Source organism: Streptomyces sp. NPDC052064, assembly GCF_055585925.1.
This window is the reverse complement of record NZ_JBVJJE010000006.1, coordinates 90,091-115,916: the sequence shown is the minus strand read 5'-3', so window position 1 is coordinate 115,916 and position 25,826 is coordinate 90,091. Positions and strand designations below refer to the sequence as shown.

Sequence of the window (25,826 nt, the reverse complement as noted above, 5' to 3'; positions counted from 1 at the left end):
GATGTGGGGGTCTGTCAAACGAGCGGTGTAACTGGGGTAGTTGGGGTTAGTGACGGGCCGCCGACAGGCGGCCGTCGAAGGTGATGTCGAAGGCGTTCAGCGCGGTCTTCCAGCGGGCCTGGCCCTTGCCGGTGGGGTCGAGTGACATGATGGCCATGTAGACACACTTCAGGGCGGCCTGCTCGTTCGGGAAGTGTCCGCGGGCCTTGACCGCCCGGCGGATGCGGGCGTTGACCGACTCGATCGCGTTCGTCGTGCAGACGATGCGGCGGATCTCGGTGTCGAACCGCAGGAACGGGGTGAACTCCTCCCACGCGTTCTCCCACAGCTTCACGATAGCCGGATACTTCCTGCCCCAGGCGTCGGCGAACTCGGCGAACCGGTCCAGGGCGGCCTCCTCGGTGGGAGCGGTGTAGACGGGCTTGAGGAGCTTGGCGATCTTGTCCCAGTCCTGGCGGGCGGCATAGCGGAACGAGTTCCGCAGCAGGTGCACCACACATGTCTGGACGATCGTCTTCGGCCAGACGGTCTCCACCGCTTCAGGCAGATCCTTGAGCCCGTCGCAAACCAGCATGAGTACGTCGCTGACGCCGCGGTTCTTGATCTCGGTGAGGATGTGCAGCCAGTGCTTGGCGCCCTCGCCGCCGTCGCCGACCCACAGCCCCAGGATCTCGCGACGGACCTCGGTGGTGACGGCCAGGGCCACGTAGATGGGCCGGTTGGCGACCGCGCCGTCGCGGATTTTCACGTGAATGGCGTCGATGAAGACCACCGGGTAGACGGCGTCGAGGGGGCGACTCTGCCATTCGGCCATGCCCTCGAGAACCTTGTCGGTGATGGTGGAGATGGTCTGACGGGAGACCTCGGCGCCATAGACCTCTGCCAGGTGAGCCTGGACCTCGCCGGTGGTCAGGCCCTTCGCGGCCAGCGAGATCACCATCTCGTCAACGCCGGTCAGGCGCTTCTGCCGCTTCTTGACGATCTTCGGTTCGAAAGAGCCGTCCCAATCGCGGGGCACGGTTATCTCCACCGGCCCGACATCGGTCAGGACAGTCTTGGAGCGTTTGCCGTTGCGGGAGTTGCCGCCGTCCTTGCCGGCCGGATCGTGCTTGTCATAGCCGAGATGGTCGGTGATCTCGCCCTCCAGGGCGGACTCCAGCAGCCGCCTGGTCAGCTGCTGCAGCAGCCCGCCCTCGCCCGTCAGCTGCAGGCCCTCAGCCTGGGCGCGGCCCACCAGCTCGTCGATCAACTGGTCGTCCACGGCCTTCACCGACGCAGCCTTCGTGGGCTCGGCGGTCTCGGACTCGGACACGTTCTCACTGGTCATCGATGCATCTTCCATGATCGGGAGTTACACCGAACGTCTTACAGTCCCGTGGGGCGAGGGGATCTTTCTGATGAGCAGTGGTCGGTGCTGGAGTCGTTGCTGCCTGCGGTGGGCATAAGTCGCAGGTGGCCTGGCTGTCGGCGGCTGGTAGACGGTGTGCGGTGGCGGGTTCGGACCGGAGTTCCATGGCGGGACCTGCCGTTCGAGTACGGACCGTGGCAGACGGTGTATGGACTGTTCCGGAGATGGCAGCGTCGGGGTGTATGGGCCCGGCTGTTGACGTTGTTGCAGGCGAGGGCTGATGCGGCCGGGCTGATCTTCTGGGAGGTCAATGACGACTCCACCATCTGCCGGGCACACCAGCATGCTGCCGGTGCCCGCCGGCGCGGTGCTGTGCAGAAGGAACCCCCAGGCGGAGTGAGCGCCGAACCTGAAGACCATGGACCGGGCAGGTCGCGAGGCGGGTTCACCACGAAGATTCATCTGGCGTGTGAGCAGGGACAGAAGCCGTTGTCGCTGCTGATCACCGCCGGGCAGCGCGGTGACAGTCTGCAGTTCGAGCCGGCCCTGAACGCGATCGGGGTGCCCAGGCCCGGTGTCCGCCGGCCGAGAGGCCGCCCGCTGCGGGTGCGAGGCGATAAGGCGTACTCTTCACTCGCGAATCGCGCCTACCTGCGCAGACGTGGCATCAGGTGCACGATTCCTGAGCCGGTCGATCAGGTCCGCAACCGCAAGCGCCGCGGACGTGGCGGTGGCTGTCCGCCCTTCTTCGACCGCGAGGACTACAAGGCCCGGCACGCGGTCGAATGCGGGATCAGCCGTCTCAAGCAGCACCGGGCCGTGGCGACCCGGTTCGACAAACTTGCGGTTCGGTTCGAGGCGACAGTTTAGGTCGCGGCGATTCATCAGTGGCTGTGACCCCTCAGCCTGCCGTCGCGCGGATGCCCCAGCAGAAAACGACGGCCCTGCGGTCATTACGGAGAAAGGGCGCATTTCCTGGCGTTGGCGCGGGGCGGTGTGTATGGGGTTGCACCTTCCGTAGCGGCATGTGGTCCGGTGGACTTACGTTCCGGTCCCTTGAGGAAAGGTCCCTGCTCATGTCCGTCATGCCACCTCGCCAGGTCAAGATCGGTGACGCGGCGGCCTTCGCCGGCACCACGCCGCGGGCGATTCGCCATTACCACGAGATCGGCCTGCTCCCCGAGCCTGAGCGGGGCGGCGATGACCGCCGCCGCTACAGGTACGAGGACATGATCCGCCTGCTGTGGATTCGCAAGATGGCTGACGCCGGGATCGCCCTGGACGACATCCGTGACGCCTTTACCACCGGCACGGCTTCCGCCGGTGCGGACAGCGGAGACGGTATCGCGGGCATCCTGGAGCGGCTGGAGGAAACCCTCGCCGAGCAGGAGGCGGAATTGCGGCGGCAGCGGACCGCCGTGCAGCGGATGCGCACCGAAGGCAGCCGGATGGGCTTGCTCTCCGACTTCGTCACCGAACGCCTCAAGAGCCTGACTGAGGGCTCCCTGCGTCAGGCGGACCTGGACAGTCTGCTGGTCACTGAGCGGATCTTCGGCCCGCTCGGCGCGGCCGTCCAGGCCACCCGCTTCGTCGTCCTGGCCACGCATCCCACTCTGCGGGAGGATTCCGACCGCATCGATGACGCCGAGGAGGCACTCGATGACAGCGTCGCCGTCGATGATCCACGGGTGGCTCAATTGGCCGTCGAGCGGCACGCCTTCGAAAGCGCCCTGCAGGCCGTCATCGAGGAGTCCGGCCTAGGGAAGGACGACGATGCCCTCCTCGACGCCTGGGACACTTTGCACCCTGCTACCGCCGATGACGGCGAGGACGAGGCCGACCTCGGCTCTGGCAGGCGGGAGGCTGACTCCATGAGCGTGTTCGAAGCCATCGGCAAGATGCCCTACGACTTCTCCCCAGCCCGCCTGCGCTGTATGGAACTGGCCGAAGAACTATCCGCCCAAGAGCCACCCGCTACCTAAACACGGCCTAGTGGCTCTGTGCCGCGCTGCACCTTTGACCCCGGGCTCCCTTGACCCTAGAGGACGACCGCGGGCTGGCCCTCCGTTTTGTCATGCTCCTTGGGCATGGCGGAGAGGGGAAATGACACGGAAGCGCTCGGTCGTGCGGGAGAGGAGCGTGCTGGTCGGCCCTGGTCCTGTACCTACCGCCGCTGGCCCCAGTTCGCAACTTTGGCCCTGGGACTTTCGACTTGCCTGATGGCTCATCAGGTAAGTCAGCATCCAATCAGCATTGGACCGGGGCAGTCTTTCGTACATGCTCCCGGTTGACGGCTTCGCGGCAGCCTGCTTTGCGCAGATCGCGCAGATGAGAAGCCTGCTCGCCACGGCGCACGATGTTCCTAGGAGTCTTCGAGTCGAAGACATGCCGATGTACAGTGAAGGACGCCCCCGACCTGCAGAAAGCCGGCGGGGAGCCGTCTTCTAGGATCCAAGATCTAGCGTTTGGGTGTTTCCGCAGGTCAGAGCCCTGATTTTGGCATCCGGGTCAGCAAATGGTCAGCATCAAGCCGGACGGTGTCCGGCTCTCTGCGGTACGGGGTTCGGGGCGGGGGCGAGGCGAGGAGATCGTGCTGCACGCGCTGGAGCCGCTGGTGTAGAAGCCGGATCCGCTCCAGATGGCGGACACGGGGGAGTGGCGCCTGAAGTCGAAGGCTCTGCTTCTCGTCTGAGGGTTGCGGACATCGCGATGGGCCGGGCTGCGTTCCGGTGGCGGCATGCCCTTACCTGGCGGACCGCCTGATCGAGGCGTGGGGAGGCTGAGGGCCGCGCGGACGCGACGGCGTACCGGGCAGCCGGGCCGTGGACGCGGTGACGGCTGCGGACGCGGAGCAGGATTCGGTGGTCGTTGATGCACGGCGCCAGACCATTGAGCACTGCCTGGACCCCGGGCGGCCGTTCACGTTCCTGGAAGACCGGTTGGTTGCGGGTGATTCGCTACTGGGTGTGCGCAACTTGGAGCAGATCCAGTCCGTTCAGATGAAGCCGGGGCAGCAGGCCGACATTCCGCCGACATCAAGCGCGCCCGCGAGATCCTCGCCGAGGCCCGCCGCCAGCGCAACGACGCCGGCCGTACCGCCGCCACGTCGGTCCAGGCCGCACTCGCCCACGCACCCGCAGAACCGCCCGCCCTGGACCGCCTCCGGGCCAACGCCGAGGACGGGTACGTGGCGGTCAACACCGAGATCCTCCACGTCGCTGGTGGTGTGGTCAAAGGCGGGGCGGGCCTGGTCAACTTCGCCCGAGGGCTCAACCCCCTCGACGGGTACAACATCACCCACCCCGCCCAGTATCTCCAGAACGTCAGCATGACGCTTTCCGGTCTTGTCTCCACTGCCGCGCATCCCGAGCGCGTGGTGAAGTCCGCGTGGGAGGGCTTCAAGAAGGATCCGTCCGAGGGTATCGGCCGCCTGATCCCCGAGCTGATCGGCACCAAGGGCCTGGGGCTGGCGAGGGGCGGGCTGCGGAACGCGGTGAGGGAGGGGATGGAGGGGGCAGCGAGCCGAGAAGCCAAGGGCGCGGCGGACGCCGCCAGAAAGCACCCGGAGCAGCACGACACCCCGAACCCGCGGGAGAAGGCCGAGCGCGATCCCACAGACCCGGTCGACCTCACCACCGGCAAGATGTACCTGCCGCAGACCGACGTGGCGTTGCCCGGCGCCCTCCCCGTCGTCTTCAAACGGCGGGTGGAGTCGGGGTACCACTACGGCCGGTGGTTCGGCCCCTCCTGGTCTTCCACGCTCGACCAGCGTCTGGAAATCGACTCCGAGGGCGTCGTCCTCGTCACCGAGGACGGCCTACTCCTCGTCTACCCGCACCCGGCACCGGGCTTGCCCACCCTCCCCACGCACGGCCCGCGCTGGCCCCTGGAGCGCGAGGAGAGCGGCTACACGGTCACCGACCCCGCCACCCACCGCGTCTGGCACTTCGCCGACCGCACCGGCGACCTGGCGGTCCTGGAACAGATCGACGACGGCAACGGCAACTGGATCACGTTCGAGTACGACGCCGAAGGCACCCCTCTGGCCGTGATCTCCAGCGGCGGATACCACCTCCGGATCACCACAGAGGCGGGCCGCGTGACGGCCCTCCACCTCGCCGCCACGGGCGAGGAGCTGAAGCGCTACGCCTACACGGACGGCCACCTCACCGAAGTCATCAACTCCTCGGGCCGACCTCTCCGTTCACCTACGACGAGTTCGGCCGCATCACCTCCTGGACGGACACGAACAACCGCGGCTACACGTACGAGTACGACGACCAGGACCGCTGCGTCGCCGAGGGCGGCACGCACGGCCACATGACCCTGCGCCTGTCCTATGACGACAGGGACCCGGACACCGGCCTGCGTATGACGACCACGACCACCACCGAAGGTCACACCCGGCGCTACGTCGTCAACGACGCCTGCCAGATCGTCGCCGAGACCGACCCCCTCGGCCACCGCACCACATTCCACTACGACGAGTCGGGCAACCTCCTTACCCTGACCCGCCCCGACGGCCGAGGGGCAAGAGCCGAGTACAACGAGCTCGGCCTCCCGGTAAAGGTGGTGAACGCGGACGGCACGGTGGTCCGCCAGACGTACGACGACCGGGGCAACCGCACGTCGGTGACCGCCCCGTCGGGCCGGACCACGTACTTCACCCACGACGAGGCGGGCCATGTCACCTCCGTGACCGACCCGCTGGGCCACACGACCACTATCGTGTGCGACCGCGCGGGCCTCCCCCTGGAGATCACGGACCCGCTCGGCGCGACCACCCGCTACGAACGCGACGCCTTCGGCCGCCCGGTCACCGTCACCGACCCCACGGGCGCCGTGACCCGCCTGGAGTGGACGGTGGAGGGCCACCTGGCCCGCCGTACGGCAGCAGACGGCTCGACCGAGTCATGGACGTACGACGGCGAGGGCAACTGCACCACCCACACGGACCCGATCGGCGGGGTCTCCCGCTTCGAGTACACACATTTCGACCTGCTGACCGCCCGCACGGGTCCGGACGGCGTGCGCTACGAGTTCGACCACGACCTTGAACTGCGGCTGACGAGGGTCACCAACCCACAAGGCCTGATGTGGGACTATGAGTACGACGCGGCCGGACGCCTCATCACGGAGACGGACTTCGACGACCGCACACTCACCTACACGTATGACCCGGCCGACCGCCTGACCTCCCGGAGGAACGCGCTCGGCGAGGAGACGCGGTTCGAGCGCAACGAGCTGGGCCTGGTGATCCGCAAGGACGCGGCGGGCCGGATCACGACGTACGCGTACGACATGACGGACCAACTGGCGGAGGCCATAGGCCCGGACGACATACGTCTGACCCTCCTGCGCGACCGCTTCGGCCGCCTGTGCTCGGAGACGGTCGACGGCCGCACGCTGACCTACACCTACGACGAGATGGGCCGCCGCACGGGCCGTACGACTCCGACCGGCGCGACGACGACATGGTCGTACGACGCCGCGGGCCGCCGCACCGGCATGGTGGCCTCAGGCCGCTCGATCGACATCACCTACGACCCGGCAGGCCGCGAACTGACCCGCCGCATCGGCGAGACGGTCACCCTGGAGCACACCTTCGACCCCCTGGGCCGTCTGACCACCCAGTCGGTGACGGGCACCGGCGACCGTGCCGTGCAACACCGCTCATACACCTACGGTGCCGACGGCAACCTGATCGGCATCGACGACCGCCTCTCGGGCTCCCGCCGCTTCGACCTGGACGCGACGGGCCGGGTGACGGCGGTTTACGCGGCGAACTGGTCGGAGACGTACGCGTACGACGCGGCTGGCAACCAGACGACGGCACACTGGCCGTCCTCACACCCCGGCGCGGACGCAACCGGCCCCCGCGACTACGTGGGCACCCGCATCACTCGAGCCGGCAACGTCCGGTACGAACACGACGCCCTCGGCCGCATCATCCTGCGCCAGAAGACCCGCCTGTCCCGCAAGCCGGACACGTGGCGCTACGAATGGGACGCGGAGGATCGCCTCACGTCGGTGACGACTCCGGACGGCACGCGCTGGCGCTACACGTACGACCCCCTGGGCCGCCGCACGGCGAAACTCCGCCTGGGGCAGGACGGCGAAACGGTCGTCGAGCGCGTGGACTTCACCTGGGACGTCACGACCCTGTGCGAACAGACCACCACGTCCATCGACCTACCCAACCCAGTCACCCTGACGTGGGACCACCGGGGCCTGCACCCCGTCGCCCAGACCGAGCGCATCACGGCCGCAGACGCACCACAGGAGGAGATCGACTCTCGCTTCTTCTCCATCGTCACCGATCTGATCGGCACGCCGACCGAGCTGGTCGACGAACACGGAGACTTGGCTTGGCGAACACGCAGCACTCTGTGGGGCACCACCTCATGGTCCGCGAACAGCACCACCTACACACCCCTCCGCTTCCCCGGCCAGTACTACGACCCGGAAACGGGCCTGCACTACAACTACTTCCGCCACTACGACCCCGAAAGCGCCCGGTACCTTACCCCCGATCCGCTCGGGCTCGTCCCAGCGCCCAACCCAACCACCTACGTTCGTAATCCACACGGACAATCTGATTCACTCGGACTTGCTCCCGAATGTCCTCGTGGCAAGAATGGGCGCGGGACTTACGACTTCAGGGAGCCGAACCCGAACCATCCGCCCGACGAAGGAGCGGTCGCAGCCATGAGGTCTGCTCCGATTGGTGGAAATATCGACTGTTCGGAAATTGCAGAGTACATCCTAAGAGAAGGTGGAGGGCGAGGGAATATCATCAATTTCACGATGCGTGAAAGTTCAGCCATTAACATTCCTGAAGATGCAGGTCGCATTGTGACGGAATATCGCTATCATGATGTTTATACGGACGGGCGATACGTGTACGATCCCGCGATGAGCTCGAAACCGATTCCATACGGTGACTATGAGCGAGCCATTCGTTTGGAGAATCCGGGAAAGAAACTTATCGTCCAAGATGGGGGATACTCCGGCCCTCTCTGGTGACGAATGAATGGATGATTGTGTCGAGTCGTGGCGAGCAGGCAGTGCAGGCGTTGAGCAGGTTTGGAGAACTTGCATGGTTCAAACTGCCCACGGAATTCAATGCTGCATATGGCTACGCTCAGGTTCCTTACATGGGGTGGCGCTACGCGTTCCCCGAAGAAGGGGTGGCGCAGCTCATTGAAGCTGCCGTAAGGGATCTGCCGACGCAAGTTGACTGGGAAATCGACAGAACGCGCAGAAACTGGGTTCTGGTACCGACGCGGGTCATGCGTGAGGCGCACGGGCTCGCCGACCCCAGCTTCAGAGACGTTGTTCACTCTATCAACGTTCAAGATCAAGAATTTTGCCTCAAAGCGCTGTCGGATTTCGAAATCATCATCCAGCATCTGCTGCAGGTGCGCATCTCGGAAGACTGACGCAGTAAGCTTTCCCGATCTCATTTTGGGCTGGTCAGTTGCAAGGACAGCACCGCTCGGGGTGAGGTCGTGTCTGTGCGGGAAGCCGCCAGTACTTGCAGGGCCTTGCGCCCGAAGGCGCGCTGTCCCCAAAACCGGACACCAGGCGCTACGAGTGGGATGCGGAAGACCGCATCGTTGGGATGACGACACCGGACGGCACGTGCTGGCGCTAGGTACGGCCCGCTTGGTGCCGCACGGCGAGACGCACAGACCTCCGGACGTCAGGAGGTCGTCCATGGTGAGCAGCCCGTGCAGGAAGGAAGCGAACGGGTCGGCGGGCTTCGCGGGCGGCTGCCGGCCTCCGGCTGGACGTTGTTGCACTCGGCGATGCGCATGACCGCCGTGCCTGCCTCGGCGGAGGAGAGTTCGCCGCCGAGATGCATGAAGCCGTACGACTGTCCGGGCTCGCTGATCGGCCAGAGTGTGTAACTGGCGGGTGCGTAGCCCCTTGAGGACGGGCTGCAACACGATCATCCGCGAATGGTGCGGCACGCCCTTCCCACTCCGCGCCCCGCATGACGCGACGGCAGCCCGCGCATCCGCTGCGGACGTGAGGCCATCTGCTCCAGTGAGTAGCCGATGGCATCCCCGAGCTGCTGCTGGTTCAACCGGCCCACGTCCGCAGGTACTGCAAGAGCACTGCAGACGCCGACCACACGCCCGACAGAATCGGGCCCCGGTCTTCGCGCTCCGCCCCGTCCGTGCCCCGTACCGTCCTCACAGTCCCACGCCCTTCCCATCCCGCTCCGCGCCCGCCCACGGCCGCGCTCGCCACCGGTCCATGTCCAACGCGACGCGGGAAACGGGACACGCGCCGGACCCGTACAACGCCCGTACGCCCAAGCACACAGCCGACCATTCAAGCCGTACGACGAGGGCGACGTGCGGTCCGCCCGGCGGGAGTGGGGCGCCGTGCTTCTTCAGCAGGTCGGCCGCGCGGAGTTCGGCGACCGCGAACGGGCCCATCTGGAGCTCGAAACCGTACGGTCAGCCGCTGCGCTGGCGGAGGCTGTCGTCGAAGACGGAAAGGGACGACTCGTAGAGGCGGAGGTAGGCGTCCCGGTTGCCCTGCCGGTGGGTCTCCCAGTCGACGGCCGCCACGGTACGGGCGAGGCGGTTCAAGGTCACTTCGAATGTTTCCGTACGGCCTCGCGCAGCAGGCGACACTGCGGAGCGATGTGCTGGGCGAGGACCGAAACACGACGGATCTCCGACGGTTCACAGCAGAGCATGCTTCCAGGGGGAAGCATCTCGCCCTATGCCCCTGATGCGCCTGATGTGTCGTTAGGTAAGTCAGCAATTGGTCAGCGTCAACCCCGAGACACTCCGAGAAGGCTGCCCGAGCAGATGCCTGGTGGGTGGCGTCACAACGGGCCTGGTGCCTGCGGAAATGCAGGCAGGGAGCCTTTTTAGGGTGAAGCGATGTTCCTCACAATCTTCGAGTCCGGCGCGTGCCAGTTGTAGAGTGAAGACCGCCCTTGACCTGCACAAAGCAGGCAGGGAGCCGTCTTCCAGGAGTCCAAAGTGCTGCGTACTCTGTTCAAGTCCAAGATCTAGGGGTTTGGTGTTTCCGCAGGTCAGAGACCTGATCACCGCCTTCGGGTCAGCAAATGGTCAGCATCGGATCGGACGGTGTCCGGCCTGCTGACCTGCACTGAGGCAAAGGGCCTGCTGCCTCGCCCGGCGCTTCACTCGGAAGCCTTGCTGCGTGGCTCGACAGCTTGCCCGTGGGATGGGGTCGTTCTTCAAGGAGTGCGGTTGTTCCAAGCCCACGTATGCCCGCACCCGTACACGATTCGGTTCAGGGATGCTCTCGGTATAGAGCGTGAGGAGGCTGGTTTCGGCACGCAGGACGATGCGATCGAGCGCCTGACGCAGATCTGCGCGGAGAAAAGGAAGCTGGCCTCGTCCGTTGCCGAGGTCCGCCGGGAACTCGGTCAGCAGACGGTCGCGGAATACGCGAAGCAGTGGCGCCCCGGGCGGCGCAGGATGACGGAGCTACTCCACGGGCTGGCATGTGGATGGGTCACAAGTCCATTGAGGAGTGTCGCACTACCGCCATCTGATGCCGGGAAGCGTCGCCAAGGCGGCACGCATCCTGGACGCCGCCTTGTAAGGCATGCCATCCGGAGCGGTGGGAGCGGGACGCGTGGGACATCGAGCCCGACTCGATCAATCTCGCTCTGCGCTCCCTCAGTCCGCGGACCACGGGTGTGATCATCAGGGGGGCCTTCTACGGCACCCGCCGCTTCGACGACTTCGAGCGCCACTGCGGCATCAGCGCGAGCGTGCTGTCCGCCCGCCTCCGGGCCCTCGTGGCCGACGGCATCCTGGAGAAGACCCGGTATCGGGCTCCCGGTGCGCGCGGGCGCGACTAGTACCGCCTCGCCGACAAGGGCTGCAGCCTGGTGCCCATCCTGATCGCCCTGAACGACTGGGCCGAGCGCTGGATCGTCCCGGTCGGCGGCGCCACGATCTCCTTGCTCCACCGGGACTGCGGCAGCGCGGTCGGGACGGTGGTGACCTGCTCCTCCGGGCACGAGATCACCACTCCGAGTCAGGTCGCGGCGGTCCCGGGCCCGGGAGCGAAGCCCGCGTCCGCGTCTGACTGACGTCAGTTGCGAGCCGGGGCTCTGAGGAGCAACTGTCACGGACGTCGCCTGCGTTCCACGCTGTGACGGCTCGCCCGTCCTCCGGTACCTGGGGATATCCGTTTGTTCCGTGATGTAGGCGTCAGCGAGCAGCCCACCGCCCGCCCACGAAACATCGGCCCACTCCAGCCCGAACAACCGGCCCTGCTGAAGCCGTAAGCGGTGTCTGGGCAGCGTATGGCTGGAGTCGACCTGGACGCCCTCTCGCTCGAACAGAGGGCATCGTTGTTCACCGGCGGTGCCATCTGGTCCACAGGGGCCATTCCCCCGTCCAGCACGCTCCGCCCCGGCACAGCTGACACTCACACGCCTCACGACCGTATTCCCTTGTTCTCAAGGAGTGTGTGCCTGCCGCGATGGCCCTTGCGCAGCGCAGATGCCGACGCTCTCCCACGCCGACGTCCCGCGCAAGGACCGTTCGCGGGAGACCTTGCGTCGGAGATACGCCTGGCACCGCACTCGCTACGCGACGGAGTTCAACGGAGTTCAACGGCCCTGTCCGGCGCCCGTCGGCTCGGGGTCCGCGCTCTCCTGCAGCTCACGAAGTATGCGGGCCTTGTCGGCCCGGTAGCGCTCGACGTTCGCGAGTTTGACGCCTTCGTATCCGCGAACGGCATCCGGCAGCTCCGCGAGTCGGCGGACCTCGGCCAGGTTTCTTTCGTTCAAGAGCCCGAGCGCGGCGTTGATCGACTCGCGGTACTCGTCGACGAGCTGACGCTCGATCCGTCGCATGTGCTGAAGTCCGAACACATCAAGGGGGGTCCCTCGAACGCGCCGCAGTGCTCGCAGCAGGCTGAGGATCGGACGGAACCAGCTCCCCAGAGCGACTTTCCTCTTCATGCCCGCGGCGCGCAGAACAGGCGGATGCAGCCGGTAGGAGCGTCGGCTCGCGCTTCCGAATGTTGCGGTGATGTGGTCGTCCACGACGGGATCGAGGGCGAGCCGTGCCACCTCGTACTCGTCCTTGTACGCCATGAGCTTGTGGAGATGACGGGCGACCGCCTCTGTCAACTCGGTGGAACCACGGACGGCAGCGTGTTCCGCGACCGCCACCGCCTTGACGAAGTCGACGTACGTGCGGGCGTAGCGCCTGTCCTGGTAGTCGATGAGGTCGGCCACGCGCACGGTGAGGAGACGATGCAGCTCCGACTCCTCGTCATCGGTGACCGAGGCCACGAGCTCGGTGGTTCCGGCGGCGAGTCGTGGCCCCGCCTCCGGGAATGCCGAGCCCGTCAGCGCGGCACGCAGCGCTTCCGGGTCGGCAACCGCCTGGCGGCCCCGCCGGAAGGCCTGCACGTTGCGGTCGACGGCGACGCCGTTCAGTGCGATGGCCTCTTCGATGGCCGAACCCGACATCGGCAGCAGCCCGGTCTGGTACGCGGCTCCCACCAGCAGCATGTTGGCGTACTGCTCGTCGTCGAAGAGCTGGCTGGCCAGTGAGCCGGAGTCCAGAGCCACGAGCTGGCGCGTCGCACCGCCGACGGCATGGCGCACGGCATCGGGAGCCGGAAAGCTGACTGCCGTGTCGACCACCATCTCCCCGGTGGGTATCTCGGTCGTGGTCATGACGGCGACGGTGCGGTCCGGGGCGGCGACGGACAGGTGCTTCCGATCGGCCGCGACGAGCGGGTCGCACGCGAGGTAGAGGTCGCACTGCCCCTCGCCGATCTTGGCCCCTTGCTCCACGACACCCTCTGTGATCTTGATGTCGGAGACGACGGCTCCGCCCTTCTGGGCGAGACCGGTCTGGTCGAGGCTGCGCGCGTGGCGGCCGTCGATCACGGCCGCGGTGGCCAGCACCTGGGAGACGGTGACGATGCCCGTTCCCCCGATCCCGGTGATCCGCATGCCGAAGGAGCCGGCACCGGCCGTGCGGGCCGGCTCGGCCACATCGGTGGCATCGAGGGCGGGAGGTTCCGCGTGCTTCGGCTTGCCGGCGGGCGTGATGGTCATGAACGCCGGGCAGTCGCCGTCGAGGCACGAGTAGTCCAGGTTGCACGAGGACTGGTCGATCCTGGTCTTGCGGCCGAACTCGGTCGGGACCGGGTGAACCGACAGACAGTTCGACTTGCGGCCGCAGTCACCGCAGCCCTCGCAGATACGCTCGTTGATCCAGACTCGCGTCGTCGGGGCCTGGGCCTTGCCGCGCCGACGGGCACGCCGCTTCTCGGCGGCACATTCCTGGTCGTGGATGAGGACCGTGACACCGGCGGTGGCCTTGAGCTCCGCCAGTGCGTCCTCGATCGCGGCCCGGTCGAGAACCTTCACCGACTTCGGAAGCCGGGCCCGCGGGATGCGGGCCCGGTCCTCGGTCGTGATGATCACCTTGGTGACGCCTTCGTCGAGGAGCGTGGCGGCGAGCCGGTCGACCGGCAGGGCGCCGGCGGCGTCCTGGCCGCCGGTCATGGCGACCGTCCCGTTGTAGAGCAGCTTGAACGTGACGTTCACCCCCGCGGCGATCGCCGCCCGGACGGCCAGGCTGCCCGAATGCACGAAAGTGCCATCCCCGATGTTCTGCACGAAGTGGTCTGCGTCGACGAACGGCTCCATCCCGATCCACTGAGCTCCTTCCCCGCCCATCTGAGTCATGCCGACGACCGGGCCGACCTGTTCGGGATCCATGAACACGACCATGGAGTGGCAGCCGATCCCCGCGCCGACCAGCGAGTCCCCGCCGGCGGTGGTCGAGGTGTTGTGCGGGCACCCCGAGCAGTAGTACGGGCTGCGGGCCAGGAGCGGCAGCGCCGACGCCGTACGGGCCTTGGGCCGCTGACGCCATGCGCGGGCGGCTTCGACACCGAGCTGCGCGAGCACCCTGGACAGCCCGGCGGCGATGCTGTCCGCGTCGAGCTCTCCCGAGCGACTGAACAGCGACCGCCCGTCCTTGTCCTGTTTGCCGTGGACGAACGGGGCATGGGGGCGGCCGAAGAGGGTCTCCTTGACGGCGGCTTCGAGAAACGGCCGCTTCTCCTCGACGACCACCACCTGGTCAAGGCCGTCCGCGAACTCGATGACGGCGTCACGTTCGAGTGGGAAGATCATGCCGAGTTTGAGGATCCTGATCCCGTACCGTGCGAGGTCCTCGTCGGTGAGACCGATGATGCGGAGGGCCTCGCGGACGTCGAGGTAGGTCTTGCCGGACGTCAGGATGCCGATCCTGTCCGACGGCCCGCGCTGGACCAGGCGGTTGAGGCGGTTGAGCCGGGCGTACTCCACGGCGCGGGGGAGCCGGATGTCGTGCAGGCTGCGCTCGAGCGCCATGAGATCGGAGCCCAGGAGCATCGAACTCGGCTTGTGCGGGCCGGCGCCCATGTCGCCCTCCACGACCGAGATCCGGTCGCGCGCCACAACGGCTGTGGACGCCGCGTCCGCGACCGCGGTGGTGATCTTCAGGCCCGACCACAGGCCGCTGACCCGGGAGAGGAACTGCGCGTGCAGCCCGAAGTCGAGGACGTCCTGCGCATCGGCCGGGTACAGCGTCGGGATCGCCAGGTCCGCGAGCGTCGCCTCGCTGGCGCACGGCACGCTGGACGACTTGGCTCCCGGATCGTCGCCGACCAGCGCGACAGCGCCGCCTGAGGGGCCTGTGCCCACCAGGTTCGCGTGGCGCAGGGCATCGGAGGCGCGGTCGAGGCCGGGGGACTTGCCGTACCAGATGCCCACGACGCCGTCGCACCGTGAGGTTCCGATCTGGCCGGCCAACTGGCTGCCCATGACGGCGGTCGCGGCGAGTTCCTCGTTGAGCCCAGGTTTGTGGATGATGTCGTGCTCGTGCAGCAACGCCTCGCGCCGTGCCAACTCGATGTCGTACCCGGCGAGTGGTGATCCCTCGTACCCGGATACGAACGTCGCGGTGTGCAGTCCGTTCAGACGGTCATGCCTGGATCGGTCCAGGAGGACGCGGACGAGGGCCTGGATCCCGGAGAGGTGCAGGACGCCTTCTTCACGCAGGTAGCGGTCTTCCAGGCGGAAGCGTCGGCCGCCCGGCTGCTTCGCCTCGGTGATGGATGCGGTCATCGTCCTCTTCCTGACAACGATTCGAGGCCGCTGCCGGCCCTCTGACGGCCGGTGAACGGCGAGTTCCGCCGGCTGCCTCAGGGCCGGGCAGGGCCGGGATCTGCAACGGAGTTCCTCACCGGGGCACCGGTTCGGTCAGCCGCGCAGTCGCCCAGCCGAGCAGCGCGCCGCGGAACGCCGATACCAGTCGGTGCGTGATCTGCGCGGGCGACAGAGCGAGCGTGTCTCGGAGATCGAAGATCTCCCGGGGGTCGAAGAGGACGTTCCACAGGAAGGCGGCCTCGTCCTCGACGCCGACGAGCTCGCCGACCCCGAGAATCGCCACTAGTTCGCGGATGGGGCGGGCGAGGGCCTCCGCCTGGCCTTCCAGGTACGGCTCATCGGCCTTGTACCGCGCGAGGAACCCTTCCGACGACCGGCGGTGCACCAGCGCCGCGCCTTCGGCGAGGATGAGATCCACCCAGAAGCCGCACACACTCTCGAGCAGGGCCAGACCGTTGCTCGGCTGCTCGAGACTGTGATCGCGGAACTTGCTCACGATGTCCCGTCGGTAGGCACTGAGGGCGTCGTCCGCGGACTCGAAGTGCCGGTAAGCCGTCGCGACCGACACATCCGCCTGCCGAGCGATGTCGGCGAGGCTGATCGGCTGCTCGCAACGCTCGAAAAGCTCTGCGGCGGCCTGGATCAGCTTGGCGTTGTTCATCCGCTGATCCCTGCGCATGCGCGTCCTCTTCATGTACGCGGCTCATTTCGTGGGCGCTTGCTGGGCCTGCGTGCGCATGCCCTGCTCGGATTCCGCGATCTGCGTCAGCTCGGCGGCGATGTCGTACGCCTTCTTCAGGGGCACGGCGACGATGCCGTCGGCGTCGGCCACGACCACGTCACCGGGGTTGACGACGACACCGCCGATGGCGACGGGCGTCCCGACGGCTCCCGGGCCGTGTTTCCACGGCCCTGCCGGCGTGACCGAACGCGACCACACGGGGAATTGCTGCTGCCGGATCTCGTCGCGGTCCCTGACCGCTCCGTCGACGATCGCTCCCACGGCTCCCCGCGAGGAGAAGTACTGGGTGAGGATGTCGCCCATCACCGCCCGGCCCGGGTAGCCGAATCCGTTGATGACGAGGAAGTCGCCGGGTTCGATGTGCGCGACGGCGTCGATCACGGCCAGATCGTCTCCGGCGACCGTCAGCACCGTCAGGGCGCTGCCCACGGCACGGCAGCCGTCCCAGAGGGGTGTGATGCCACCGTCGGGCATGCCGAGGCGCCCGAGTGCGTCACCGATGTTCGCGACCGAGTGCCGCTGGAACTGCGCGAGCAACTCCCCGTCAGGACGCTGCCACTTCGGGCCGACCTCGATGTTGGGCGAGCCGGCCGATGTCGGCGCGTAGGTCATTTCTGTCCTTCCCCTGTCACGTGATGAGTGGGTGCCTGGACGACGTCGATCTCGAGGGAGGCGTCCGGAAGTCCGTGCGCCCGGGCTGTGACGGTGATCCGTCCCGTTTCCCCGGTGGCCCGGACGATCGCCAGGGCACGCCCCTTGAACGAAGTGGCGGAATCGTCGAGGAAGCTCTCCTCGGTGAACGGAGCTCCCGTCCCGAATCCTTGGAGGACCCCGGGACCGTCGACCTGGATCGTGATCTTTGTGTCCCGGTTCGGGTTGAGCACACCGTTGTCGTCGATCAGGGTGATGTCGATGTGGACCAACCGCTGCGGATCGGCGCGGAGTTCGGTGCGGTCCGTCTCCAGGCTCAGGTGCGTGGGTTCGCCGGCAGTGCGCAGCGCCGAGCGTCCCACCTCCGCCCCGTCGCGGTACGCCACGACCTCCAGGACACCGGGCTCGTAGGGTACGTCGGCTTCGGCGACGAAGTTCCGCTCGGTGCCGACGGGCACGGTCGCGACGGTGGTGCCGTTGAGCCGGAACTCGACCTCCTCCGCCGCCGCGTAGGCCTCGACATGGAGCGGCGAGCCGACAGGAACGTCGAAGGTCCAGCTGGGGAAGACATCGGTCCAGGTCCATGCCCTGGGCTTGATGACATAGCCGTCCTCGCGGGGGCGTCTCACGGCGAGGTAGGGCGTCTGTGTGAGCCCGTAGACGATCTCGCGGTAGAACGAGATCGGGTGACGCTGCCCGATGATGTCGATGTCCCCGCACTCGGCGGTGAGCCACGGGTAGGGGGCGCGGTGCACCTGCTGGTCCTCGGGATAGACGTGCCGGCCGGTTCCCACCTCGCCGAGGAAGTCCCATGCGGTCCAGGTGAAGTCGCCGATGACGTGGGAGTTCTCGGTGACGAGCTGCCACAGCCGGTCGATCTTCGTCGGGAACGTCTCCGAGCCCACGACCACGCGGTTGGGGTGGGCCTCCTTGTCCAGCACGTACCGGCTCTCGCCGTAGTTGAGACCCACGACGTCGAGAACCGAGGCGGGTTCGGTGAGCCGCTCACCGACGACTGGCGAGGCCATCAGGGCGTCGATCAGATGCGTCACCTGGCCCAGGTAGTCGTTCAGACCCCGGACAGGGGCGGCGTCCTGCCCCAGTTCCGCCTTCAGCGCGGGGATCTTGTCTCGGGCGATGTACATGCCCTGGAGGGCATGGGTGACCAGGCGGGTGGGGTCCTGCGCGCGTACCCGGTCGGCGATGCGGCGGCCCAGGCGCGTACCGTGCGGGGTTCCGGCTTCGATGATCTCGTTGCCGATCGAGTACATGATCACGCTGGGGTGGTTGAAGTCCTTCGCCACGAGCGAGTCCACGTCGCGTTCCCACCACTGCGGGAATCTGCGCGAGTAGTCGTCACCGGACTTCGCGACCGTCCACACGTCGAACAGCTCGTCCATGACGAGCATGCCGAGACGGTCGCACGCGTCGAGTAGGGCGACGCTCATCGGGTTGTGCGCGGAGCGTACGGCGTTGAAGCCCGCGGCCTTGAGCATCCGCACCCGCCGCTCGGCGGCGTCGGCGAAGTCGGCGGCGCCGAGGATGCCGTTGTCGTGGTGGATCGCACCGCCACGGAGCTTGACGGTCTCGCCGTTGATCCGCAGGCCGCGGATCGGGTCGGCGGTGACGGTGCGGATACCGAAGTGTGTGGCTGCCTCGTCGAGCGGACCGCTGTCGTCGTGGAGGCGCACGGACGCGTGGTAAAGGTGGGGCGATTCGACGCTCCACAGTGACGGCCGCTGGACGTAGGCCCGCTGATGGGTGGTGATCGTGTCGCCGGCCGGCAGCGTGACCCGGGACCGGTCGGATGCCACGACCTCGCCCGCGGTGTCCTGGATCTCGAGAAGCACCTCCACCACATGGGCCGAGACGTCCTCGTTGACGATCTCGGTCGCCGCCACCACGGTGGCGAGATCGGCGTCGATGTCCGGTGTGGTCACTCGCAGGCCGGTCGGCGTGACGTGGACGAGATCGCCGACGAGGATGCTGACGGGACGATGGAGGCCGCCCCCCGAGTACCAGCGGGAGTCCTGGTGTGCCTGTGCGTCCACCCGGACGGTGTTGGCCTGGCCGTACTTCAGGAACGGGTCCGCGCTGACGTGGAAGCGGGAGTATCCGCCTGCCCACTGTCCGGCGAGAGCACCGTTGAGATAGACCATCGCATCGCGGTAGACACCTTCGAACTCGAAGGTGACTCGCTTCGTCGCCCATTCCTCCGGAACGTCGAACTGCTTCTCGTAGGTCCACTTTCCGTCGCGGAAGTAGCCCGTCTGCGGTCCACCGGAGTTCTCCGCGGACCGCCCTCCCCCCAGCATGGCGTCGTGCGGCAGGGTGACTTCTTCCTCACCGGCACCGGCGACCACGATCGCCTCGTGAACGGACACGAGAGGGCCGACGCGCCACGCGTCGTTGAACGGGATGCGGATCATTGAAACTTCCTTGCTCGATCGTTCTAGAGGGTCGCGGCAGTGGGGTCCCAGTTCTCGTCCAGGGGGGCCGGCGATGCCACGGTGGATTCGAGGGTCAGCGGTGTCCCGGCCCGTGCCGCCTCCTCTATGGCGAGGAGCACGTCGAGAACGTGGCAGGCGAGAGCGCCGGAGGCGCGTTCCGGTACGTCGTCGCGTATCGAGCGAGCGAGTTCCAGCACCCCCACTCCCCGGCCCCACGTGGACCCGACAGCGGGTACGTCCTCCGGTTCCGCATGGAGAGGGACGAACCTGCCTGTTCCAGCGAAGCGGTTGGGGCCCGGGACCTCGAGTGAGGCTTCCGTGCCGTGTAGTTCGAGGAGGTCGCGGCGGATGCCCGAATCGAAGCTCGTGACGAGCGTCGCCCTTGCGCCGGAGGCGAACTCCAGCAGGGCCATGTGCTGACTCCGTACGCGCACGTCGAACTCGGTCCCGGCGCCCGCGCCGACGAGGACGCGCCTGACGGCTCGTGCGGTTGAGGAAACCGAGCTCACGCGCCGGACGGCACCCATGGTCTGCACGAGCGCGGTGACGTGGTACGGCCCCATGTCCAGCAGCGGGCCGGCTCCCTGGTCGTAGTAGAAAGCGGGATTCGGGTGGCTGCCTTCCGGCCCCGGGGACTGCATGATCGCCAGCGCGCTCTTCGGTTCGCCGATGCGGCCCGCGAGGACCGCTCGCTGTGCCGTCTGCAGGGCACCACCGAGGAACGTGTCGGGCGCGCAGGCCACGCGAAGTCCTCGCCGACCGGCCTTGTCCAGCAGCAACCGTGCGTCGCGGCGGCTGATGGCGAAGGGCTTCTCACTCCAGACGTGCTTGCCGCTCGCGAGGATCCGGGCCGACACGTCGAAGTGGGCGGCGGGGACGGTGAGGTTCAGCACGATCTCGATGTCGTCGTGGGCCAGGAGCTCGTGGACGAGCAGGTGCCGCAACCCGAACTCCCGCGCACGAGCACGGGCGCGCTCCTGGTCGAGGTCCGCTATCGCGACCACGTTCAGATCAGGGAACCGCGTCAGGTTCTCGAGGTAGTGGCTGCTGATGACGCCGGCACCGATCACCCCGACACCCACCCGCTTCGAGCTCATCGGTCGACCTCCACCAGGTGACGCAGGCTCTGCTGCACGGCTTCGAACGGGTCGCCCGCGTAGTCGTCCAGTTCCACGATGCGGACCGCGTCCGGTGCGGCCTTCAGGATGTCCGCCACCGGCATCGCACCCTGGCCGACCGGCTGCTGCTCCAGGAGGGTCGTGGTGTACGGGCCGTCCTTGAGGTGCAGGAACCTGACGCGCGCCCCGAGCCGGGAGATCAACTCCACGGCGGAAGCGCCACCGACCTCGGCCCAGAAGGTGTCGAGTTCCAGGACGACGTCCTCGTCCAGCGCCTCCGCGAAGACTTCGAGGCCGGTCCTGCCGCCGAAGTCCTGACGGACCTCGTGGTCATGGTTGTGGTATCCGATGGTGACGCCTTCGTCCCGGGCGAGCCTCGCGACGGCGTTCAGACTCGCAGCTGCCGCTTCGATGTCCGCCCGCGTGGTCCAGCGCTGAGCGACGATGTTCGGTTCGATGAGCGTGCCGATTCCGAGCCCTGCTGCCACGCGGACAGCTGCGGAAGCATTCCCATCGACAAGGCTCGCGTGCGCGCTGAGCGGACACAGCGGTGTCTCGGCCAGCGCACGCCGGTACGCGTCCCGGTACTGCTCGAACCTCCACAGCTCCACGTTCTCGAATCCCATCGCGGCAACACGCGCGAGCGTCCCCGGAAGGTCGGTCTCGATGGCGTTGCGCAGCGTATAGAGCTGTACTGAGTACAGGCGCTCCGTCATTCGCGTTCTCCCTGGTCCAGCGCGAGTTCTCCCGCATGAGCCGTTGTCACCGTCTCGGCCAGGGCGGCGAGCGCGTGGTCCACCGGTTCAACTGAGGAGGGCAGGTTCAGGAAGCCGTGCAGTACGCCGGGCACCGTGACGTGCCGCTCGGGTACGCCCGCCTCCACGAGAGCGGCCGCGAACGCCTCGCTGCTCGCGCGCAGATCGTCGTACTCGGCGTCGAGCAGCAAGGTGGGGCAGAGGCCGTCGAGGACGCCGTTGGCGGGGAGGGCGTAGCCGTGCGGATCCGGCGTGCCGCCCAGGTAGTTGCCCGTCATCTCGGCCACGTCCTCGGGCAGGATCCGGACCATGCGCGGCAACCGCGCAAACGCTTCGGTCAGCGGCGGGGACAGGGGCGGCAGGACGGAGTGCATGGCTGCATAGGCCAGTACCAGGGCGGCGGGCAGCCAGTTGTCGTCGTCTCGCAGGCGGAGTACGGCTCCTGAGGCGAGGTTCGCGCCCGCGCTCGCGCCGCCGACGGTGATCCGGCCGGGGTCGATCCCGAGCACCGCGGCGTTGTCGCGCACCCATCGGACGGCCGCCACGACGTCGTCGTGCGGCACCGGATAGGTCACGCCGTCGACCGCGAGCCGGTAGTCCACGCTCACGACCACGGCGTCGGCCCTGGCGCACACCTCGCGGGCGGTCCAGTCGGCCTCGTGCATGTCGAGATTGCCGAAGACCCATCCGCCGCCGTGCACCCACACCAGGCCAGGGCGAGGCCGCTGCGGTGCTGACGGCGGCCGGTAGACGCGGACGGGAATCGGGCCGTGCGGGCCGGAAATGATCTCGTCGCTGATTCCGACGGAGGGCAGTGCCGGTGCCGCCTTCCAGCTCCGGTATTCGTGGAGGCGCAGTTGCACAGCCGGATCGGCGAGTGCCTCGCGCCAGGACGGGAGGTCCTCGATCAGGCTGAGCCGGGCGGAAATGCTGGGATGCAGGGCCATCAGATCAGGTCTCCAAGGGAGAGGGGGAAGCGGGTTGTAGCGCGCGTAGGCGGGAGGCGGCGGGGGATGTCCGCTCCGCTCAGCCGCGTGGCCGGCCGGAATGCCGGGCGGGCAGGCCTACTTCACGCTCCCGGCGGCCAGTCCGGAGCGCCAGAACCGCTGCAGGACGAGAAACGCGACGATCAGAGGGATCACCGAGAGGAACGCGCCGGTGATGGTGATGTTGTAGGGGATGCCTTGGTTCACCCCTTCTCTCCAGTTGGCCAGCCCGACGGTGACCGGCTGAAGTTCGTCGCTGTTGAGCATGAGCAGGGGCAGCAGGTAGTTGTTCCAGATGCTGACGAACTGGAACAGGAAGATGGTGACCAGTGCGGGGGACATGATCGGCATGGCGACCCGCCAGAAGATCCGGGCCTCGCCGGCACCGTCGAGTCGCGCGGCTTCGATCAGTTCGTCCGGTACCGACGCTCCGGCGTAGATGCGCGACAGGTAGACCCCGAACGGGCTGACGATGCTGGGCAGGAAGACGGCCCAGTAGGTGTTGACGAGGTGGACCTGGCTGAACATCAGGTACAGGGGCAGCGCGAACATGACGTCCGGGATCAGGACGGCTCCGAGGATGACGTTGAAGGTCAGGTCGCGACCGCGGAAGGAGTACTTGGCCAGCGCGTACCCGGCCATGGCCGACAGCGTTGTGCTCACCGCCGCGCCGCCGATGCTGTAGAGGGCGCTGTTCAGCAGCCACCGGGCGAAGATGCCGTCCTGTTCCTGGAAGACGTCACGGATGTTGGTCCACAGGTCGAAGTGGGAGAACCACAGCCCGTTCGTGGTGAACAGGTAGCCCTTGTTCTTCGTCGCGGTGACCAGCAGCCACCAGACCGGGATGAGCGTGTACAGGGCGAAGAGCGCCATGACCGCGAACACGCCCACCCGGCCGGTCAGCGATGACGTACGCAGTCGCCCGGGAGGCCCGGCGGCGGTACGTGCTGCTGAGGGAGTGACGGTCGTCATGCGAAGGTGCCCTTCCGCTGGGTGAACTTGAGGAAGCCGAACGACAGCACGAAGGTCAGCAGGGCGAGGATGACCGACTGGGTGGCCGCGTAGTTGTAGTTGTTGATGTCCGCCGACTGCTGTGTGGCCAGGATCGGCGTGTAGGTCGGGGAGACGGTCGGGGCGACCTGACTCAGAACCGCGGGCTCGTTGAACAGCTGGGCGGTGCCGATGATGGAGAACACCGTGGTGAGGATCAGTGCCGGCCGTACCGCGGGAATCTTCACGTGCCAGGCGACCCGCCACCCGGAACAGCCGTCCATCACAGCGGCTTCGGTGAGTTCGCCGGGGATCGCCTGCAAGGCCGAGTAGATGATCAGCATGTTGAAGCCGGTCCAGGCCCACGTCATCATGTTGCCGATCGAGGCGAGCACGAGGTCGTCGGACAGGAAGTTCACTTCGAGCCCGACGTGCCGCAGGGCAGCGGTGTACGGGCTGACGCTCGGTGCGTACAGGAACGACCACATGATCGCGGCGATCACGCCCGGTAGCGCGTAGGGCAGGAAGTAGATCTGCCGGAAGACCTTCTTGAACACGGCGCCACGCGAGTCCAGCAGCAGCGCCAGGAGGAGCGCCAGGCCCAGCATCACCGGCACCTGCACGATGCCGAGCGTGAACACCCGCAGGAACGACGACATGAACCGGCTGTCGTGCAGAGCCGTCACGTAGTTGTCGAACCCGGCGAAGACAGTCGTCGACGGTCCCAGTCCGAGGCCGCTGCGGTGCATCCTGAAGAAGCTCTGGTACACCGCGTAGCCGATCGGTGCGAGCAACATCGCCGTGAACAGCAGCCCGAACGGTGCCAGGAAGAGCACCGCGGAACGAGTGTGGCCACGGCCGTGGATACGCTTCGCTGCCGAGCCGGCGATGGGGTGGGCGAGAGCGTCGCGCGTTCTTGTCGCCATGCCTGCTCCTTGCTCGTGAAGTGGTCCCGTGAAGTGAGGGACCGGCTGGTCATTGGTGCTGGTCGGGCTGGTCGTCGCCCTGCGGGGGCGCGGGCGGTGGCACGGGGGAGGACGGGCCCCTGCATGTCGGGGCCGAGGGAGCGAAGCCGCGGCGCCGACGCCCGGCAGGTCAGGAAGGCCGCCGGGCGCCAGCCGTCGTTCTCCGCGCGCGTCACTTCCCGACGCTCAGCCCCTGGCCCTTCATGGCCGCGACGGTGCTGTCCTGGACGGAGGCCACGGCCTTCGGGATGGTGCCCTGCCCGGCTCCGGCCTTCTTGAGCCCGTCCTTCATGTCGGACTGAACCTGGCTCATCGTCGGGCCCCACACCCAGCCCGTGCTCGTGTTCGCGGCCGCTGTCTTGAACACGTCGTAGATGTTCTGTCCGCCGAAGTACTTCGACGGCTGGTCCACGGCAGGCAGCTGCTGTCCGCTCGTCGCGGCCGGGTAGATGCCCGTGTTCTTGATCAGATTGGTGACACTGTCGCTGTCGGTGCTCATCCAGGTCGCGAACTCCGTGGCTTCCTTCGGGTGCTCGCAGCCCTTGAGCACCACGGTCGCCGAGCCTCCGCGGTTACCGGCCGCCTGCTGCCCGGCGGACCACTGGGGCATGGGCGCCACGGCCCACTTGCCGGACAGCTCGGGCAGATTCTTGGAGATCAGCGGAGCCGCCCACACGGCGCTGACGAGTGACAGCAGCTGCCCGTCCTGCACCTTCTTGAACCAGGCCGTGTCCAGCATCGGGTCGCTGGTGACCAGCTTCTTGTCCAGCAGGCCCTGCCAGTACTGCGCGACCTTGCTCGTCTGCGGGTTGTCGATGGTCACCTGCCACCGGTCGTTGGCGGTACCGAACCACTTGCCTCCGGCCTGCCAGGTCAGCGCCCCCAGGTCATAGGCGTCCTGCGGCGTGGTCGTCAGGTAGGCCGAGGGGTTGGCGCTGTGCACCTTCTTCGCGGCCGCGGCGAAATCGTCCCAGGTCTTCGGTGGCGAGATCTTGTACTTCTTGAACAGGTCGGTGCGGTAGTACATCGCCATGGGCCCGGTGTCGACCGGGATGCCGAACACCTGGTCGCCGACGCTGGACATCTGCCAGGTCCACGGCACGAACTTGTCCTTGCTGGCATCGGCGTACTCGTGGATGTCCTCCAGCGCGCCGGTGGCGATGAAGTTCGACAGGGTGTCGTAGCCCACCTGACCGAGACAGGGTGCGTTGCCGGCCTTCACCGCGTTCTGCATCTTGGCGTAGCCACCGATGCTGCCCGCCGGGATCTGGCTGTACTTGACCTTGATGTCCTTGTGCGTCTTGTTGAACAGCGCCACGGACTTGTCGAGGCCGACCGCCGCCCCCCAGAACTCCACCGTCACCGGCTTGCCGCCGGAACTCGAACCGCCCGAGTCGCCGGAACCGCTACAGGCGCTGAGCGTGACGAGCGAGGCAACGGCCAACATGACCCCAGCCTCCTTCACCCACCGTGAAGCCATGGGAACTCCTTCCGTCGGCCGTCCGCCTTGCGGAGCCTGCCGGTTGATCTGCGAGCGGCGTGTCGCGCACGGAGTCGTTGAGAGCTTCCCGTCATCGGGGACTCATCCCTACGAACACTGCCGAACGGCTTGCGATTGGGGTTTCAC

17 protein-coding genes and 1 pseudogene are annotated in these 25,826 nt (G+C 67.2%); 6 read left to right on the top strand and 12 right to left on the bottom strand.

Features of this window, described 5'->3' with window-relative positions; translation table 11 throughout:
* Window positions 1-46 precede the first annotated feature (46 nt).
* Entirely contained in the window at window positions 47-1,327 is a 1,281-nt protein-coding gene (locus tag ACZ6TU_RS17795) for an IS256 family transposase (protein ID WP_469549397.1), read from the bottom strand.
* 48 nt (window positions 1,328-1,375) lie between these two features.
* Between ACZ6TU_RS17795 and ACZ6TU_RS17790 the strand changes: the two genes are divergently transcribed.
* From ACZ6TU_RS17790 to ACZ6TU_RS17775, 4 genes and pseudogenes are all read left to right on the top strand, one after another.
* On the top strand, window positions 1,376-2,218 hold the full coding sequence (locus tag ACZ6TU_RS17790) for an IS5 family transposase (protein WP_469549394.1): 843 nt from the start codon (window positions 1,376-1,378) through the stop codon (window positions 2,216-2,218).
* A gap of 200 nt (window positions 2,219-2,418) precedes the next feature.
* Window positions 2,419-3,330, top strand: a complete 912-nt coding sequence (locus ACZ6TU_RS17785) for a MerR family transcriptional regulator (RefSeq protein ID WP_469549874.1) — start codon at window positions 2,419-2,421, stop codon at window positions 3,328-3,330.
* 1,046 nt (window positions 3,331-4,376) lie between these two features.
* Window positions 4,377-7,984, top strand: a pseudogene (locus ACZ6TU_RS17780) (DUF6531 domain-containing protein); the annotation flags it as partial.
* A gap of 386 nt (window positions 7,985-8,370) precedes the next feature.
* Window positions 8,371-8,790: a hypothetical protein gene (locus ACZ6TU_RS17775; protein ID WP_469549392.1), complete on the top strand. Its 420-nt coding sequence runs from the start codon at window positions 8,371-8,373 to the stop codon at window positions 8,788-8,790.
* Between the two features lie 1,029 nt (window positions 8,791-9,819).
* Here the strand turns inward: ACZ6TU_RS17775 and ACZ6TU_RS17770 are convergent.
* Complete coding sequence (locus ACZ6TU_RS17770; protein ID WP_469549389.1) at window positions 9,820-9,960, bottom strand: hypothetical protein; 141 nt, start codon at window positions 9,958-9,960, stop codon at window positions 9,820-9,822.
* A 1,085-nt stretch (window positions 9,961-11,045) separates the two neighbouring features.
* Here ACZ6TU_RS17770 and ACZ6TU_RS17765 point away from each other — a divergent pair.
* Together ACZ6TU_RS17765 and ACZ6TU_RS17760 are read left to right on the top strand one after the other, a co-directional pair.
* The gene (locus ACZ6TU_RS17765) at window positions 11,046-11,210 is read left to right on the top strand and encodes a winged helix-turn-helix transcriptional regulator (RefSeq protein WP_469549387.1); all 165 of its coding nucleotides are present in this window, start codon (window positions 11,046-11,048) and stop codon (window positions 11,208-11,210) included.
* 30 nt (window positions 11,211-11,240) lie between these two features.
* The gene (locus ACZ6TU_RS17760) at window positions 11,241-11,444 is read left to right on the top strand and encodes a hypothetical protein (RefSeq protein ID WP_469549385.1); all 204 of its coding nucleotides are present in this window, start codon (window positions 11,241-11,243) and stop codon (window positions 11,442-11,444) included.
* Between the two features lie 525 nt (window positions 11,445-11,969).
* Here the strand turns inward: ACZ6TU_RS17760 and ACZ6TU_RS17755 are convergent.
* The 10 genes from ACZ6TU_RS17755 to ACZ6TU_RS17710 form a co-directional block, all read right to left on the bottom strand.
* On the bottom strand, window positions 11,970-15,500 hold the full coding sequence (locus tag ACZ6TU_RS17755; protein ID WP_469549383.1) for an indolepyruvate ferredoxin oxidoreductase family protein: 3,531 nt from the start codon (window positions 15,498-15,500) through the stop codon (window positions 11,970-11,972).
* Between the two features lie 115 nt (window positions 15,501-15,615).
* Window positions 15,616-16,203 carry a TetR/AcrR family transcriptional regulator gene (locus ACZ6TU_RS17750; RefSeq protein WP_469549380.1) on the bottom strand — a complete coding sequence of 196 codons (588 nt, stop codon included), beginning with the start codon at window positions 16,201-16,203 and terminating at the stop codon, window positions 15,616-15,618.
* 42 nt (window positions 16,204-16,245) lie between these two features.
* On the bottom strand, window positions 16,246-16,896 hold the full coding sequence (locus ACZ6TU_RS17745) for an RraA family protein (protein ID WP_469549377.1): 651 nt from the start codon (window positions 16,894-16,896) through the stop codon (window positions 16,246-16,248).
* Window positions 16,893-19,364, bottom strand: coding sequence for a glycoside hydrolase family 2 TIM barrel-domain containing protein (locus ACZ6TU_RS17740; RefSeq protein WP_469549375.1), 2,472 nt, complete (start codon window positions 19,362-19,364; stop codon window positions 16,893-16,895). The genes ACZ6TU_RS17745 and ACZ6TU_RS17740 overlap by 4 nt, the downstream gene beginning before the upstream one ends.
* A 23-nt stretch (window positions 19,365-19,387) precedes the next feature.
* Window positions 19,388-20,482 (bottom strand): Gfo/Idh/MocA family protein, encoded by a 1,095-nt coding sequence (locus ACZ6TU_RS17735; RefSeq protein ID WP_469549373.1) that lies wholly within the window; start codon window positions 20,480-20,482, stop codon window positions 19,388-19,390.
* On the bottom strand, window positions 20,479-21,219 hold the full coding sequence (locus ACZ6TU_RS17730; protein WP_469549370.1) for a sugar phosphate isomerase/epimerase family protein: 741 nt from the start codon (window positions 21,217-21,219) through the stop codon (window positions 20,479-20,481). The genes ACZ6TU_RS17735 and ACZ6TU_RS17730 overlap by 4 nt, the downstream gene beginning before the upstream one ends.
* Window positions 21,216-22,205: an alpha/beta hydrolase gene (locus tag ACZ6TU_RS17725; protein WP_469549368.1), complete on the bottom strand. Its 990-nt coding sequence runs from the start codon at window positions 22,203-22,205 to the stop codon at window positions 21,216-21,218. The genes ACZ6TU_RS17730 and ACZ6TU_RS17725 overlap by 4 nt, the downstream gene beginning before the upstream one ends.
* Window positions 22,206-22,322: 117 nt before the next feature.
* Complete coding sequence (locus ACZ6TU_RS17720) at window positions 22,323-23,216, bottom strand: carbohydrate ABC transporter permease (RefSeq protein ID WP_469549366.1); 894 nt, start codon at window positions 23,214-23,216, stop codon at window positions 22,323-22,325.
* Window positions 23,213-24,160 carry a carbohydrate ABC transporter permease gene (locus ACZ6TU_RS17715; RefSeq protein WP_469549364.1) on the bottom strand — a complete coding sequence of 316 codons (948 nt, stop codon included), beginning with the start codon at window positions 24,158-24,160 and terminating at the stop codon, window positions 23,213-23,215. Before ACZ6TU_RS17715 ends, ACZ6TU_RS17720 begins: the two co-directional genes overlap by 4 nt.
* Window positions 24,161-24,371: 211 nt before the next feature.
* Window positions 24,372-25,646, bottom strand: a complete 1,275-nt coding sequence (locus ACZ6TU_RS17710) for an ABC transporter substrate-binding protein (RefSeq protein ID WP_469549361.1) — start codon at window positions 25,644-25,646, stop codon at window positions 24,372-24,374.
* Between the last annotated feature and the right edge of the window lie 180 nt (window positions 25,647-25,826).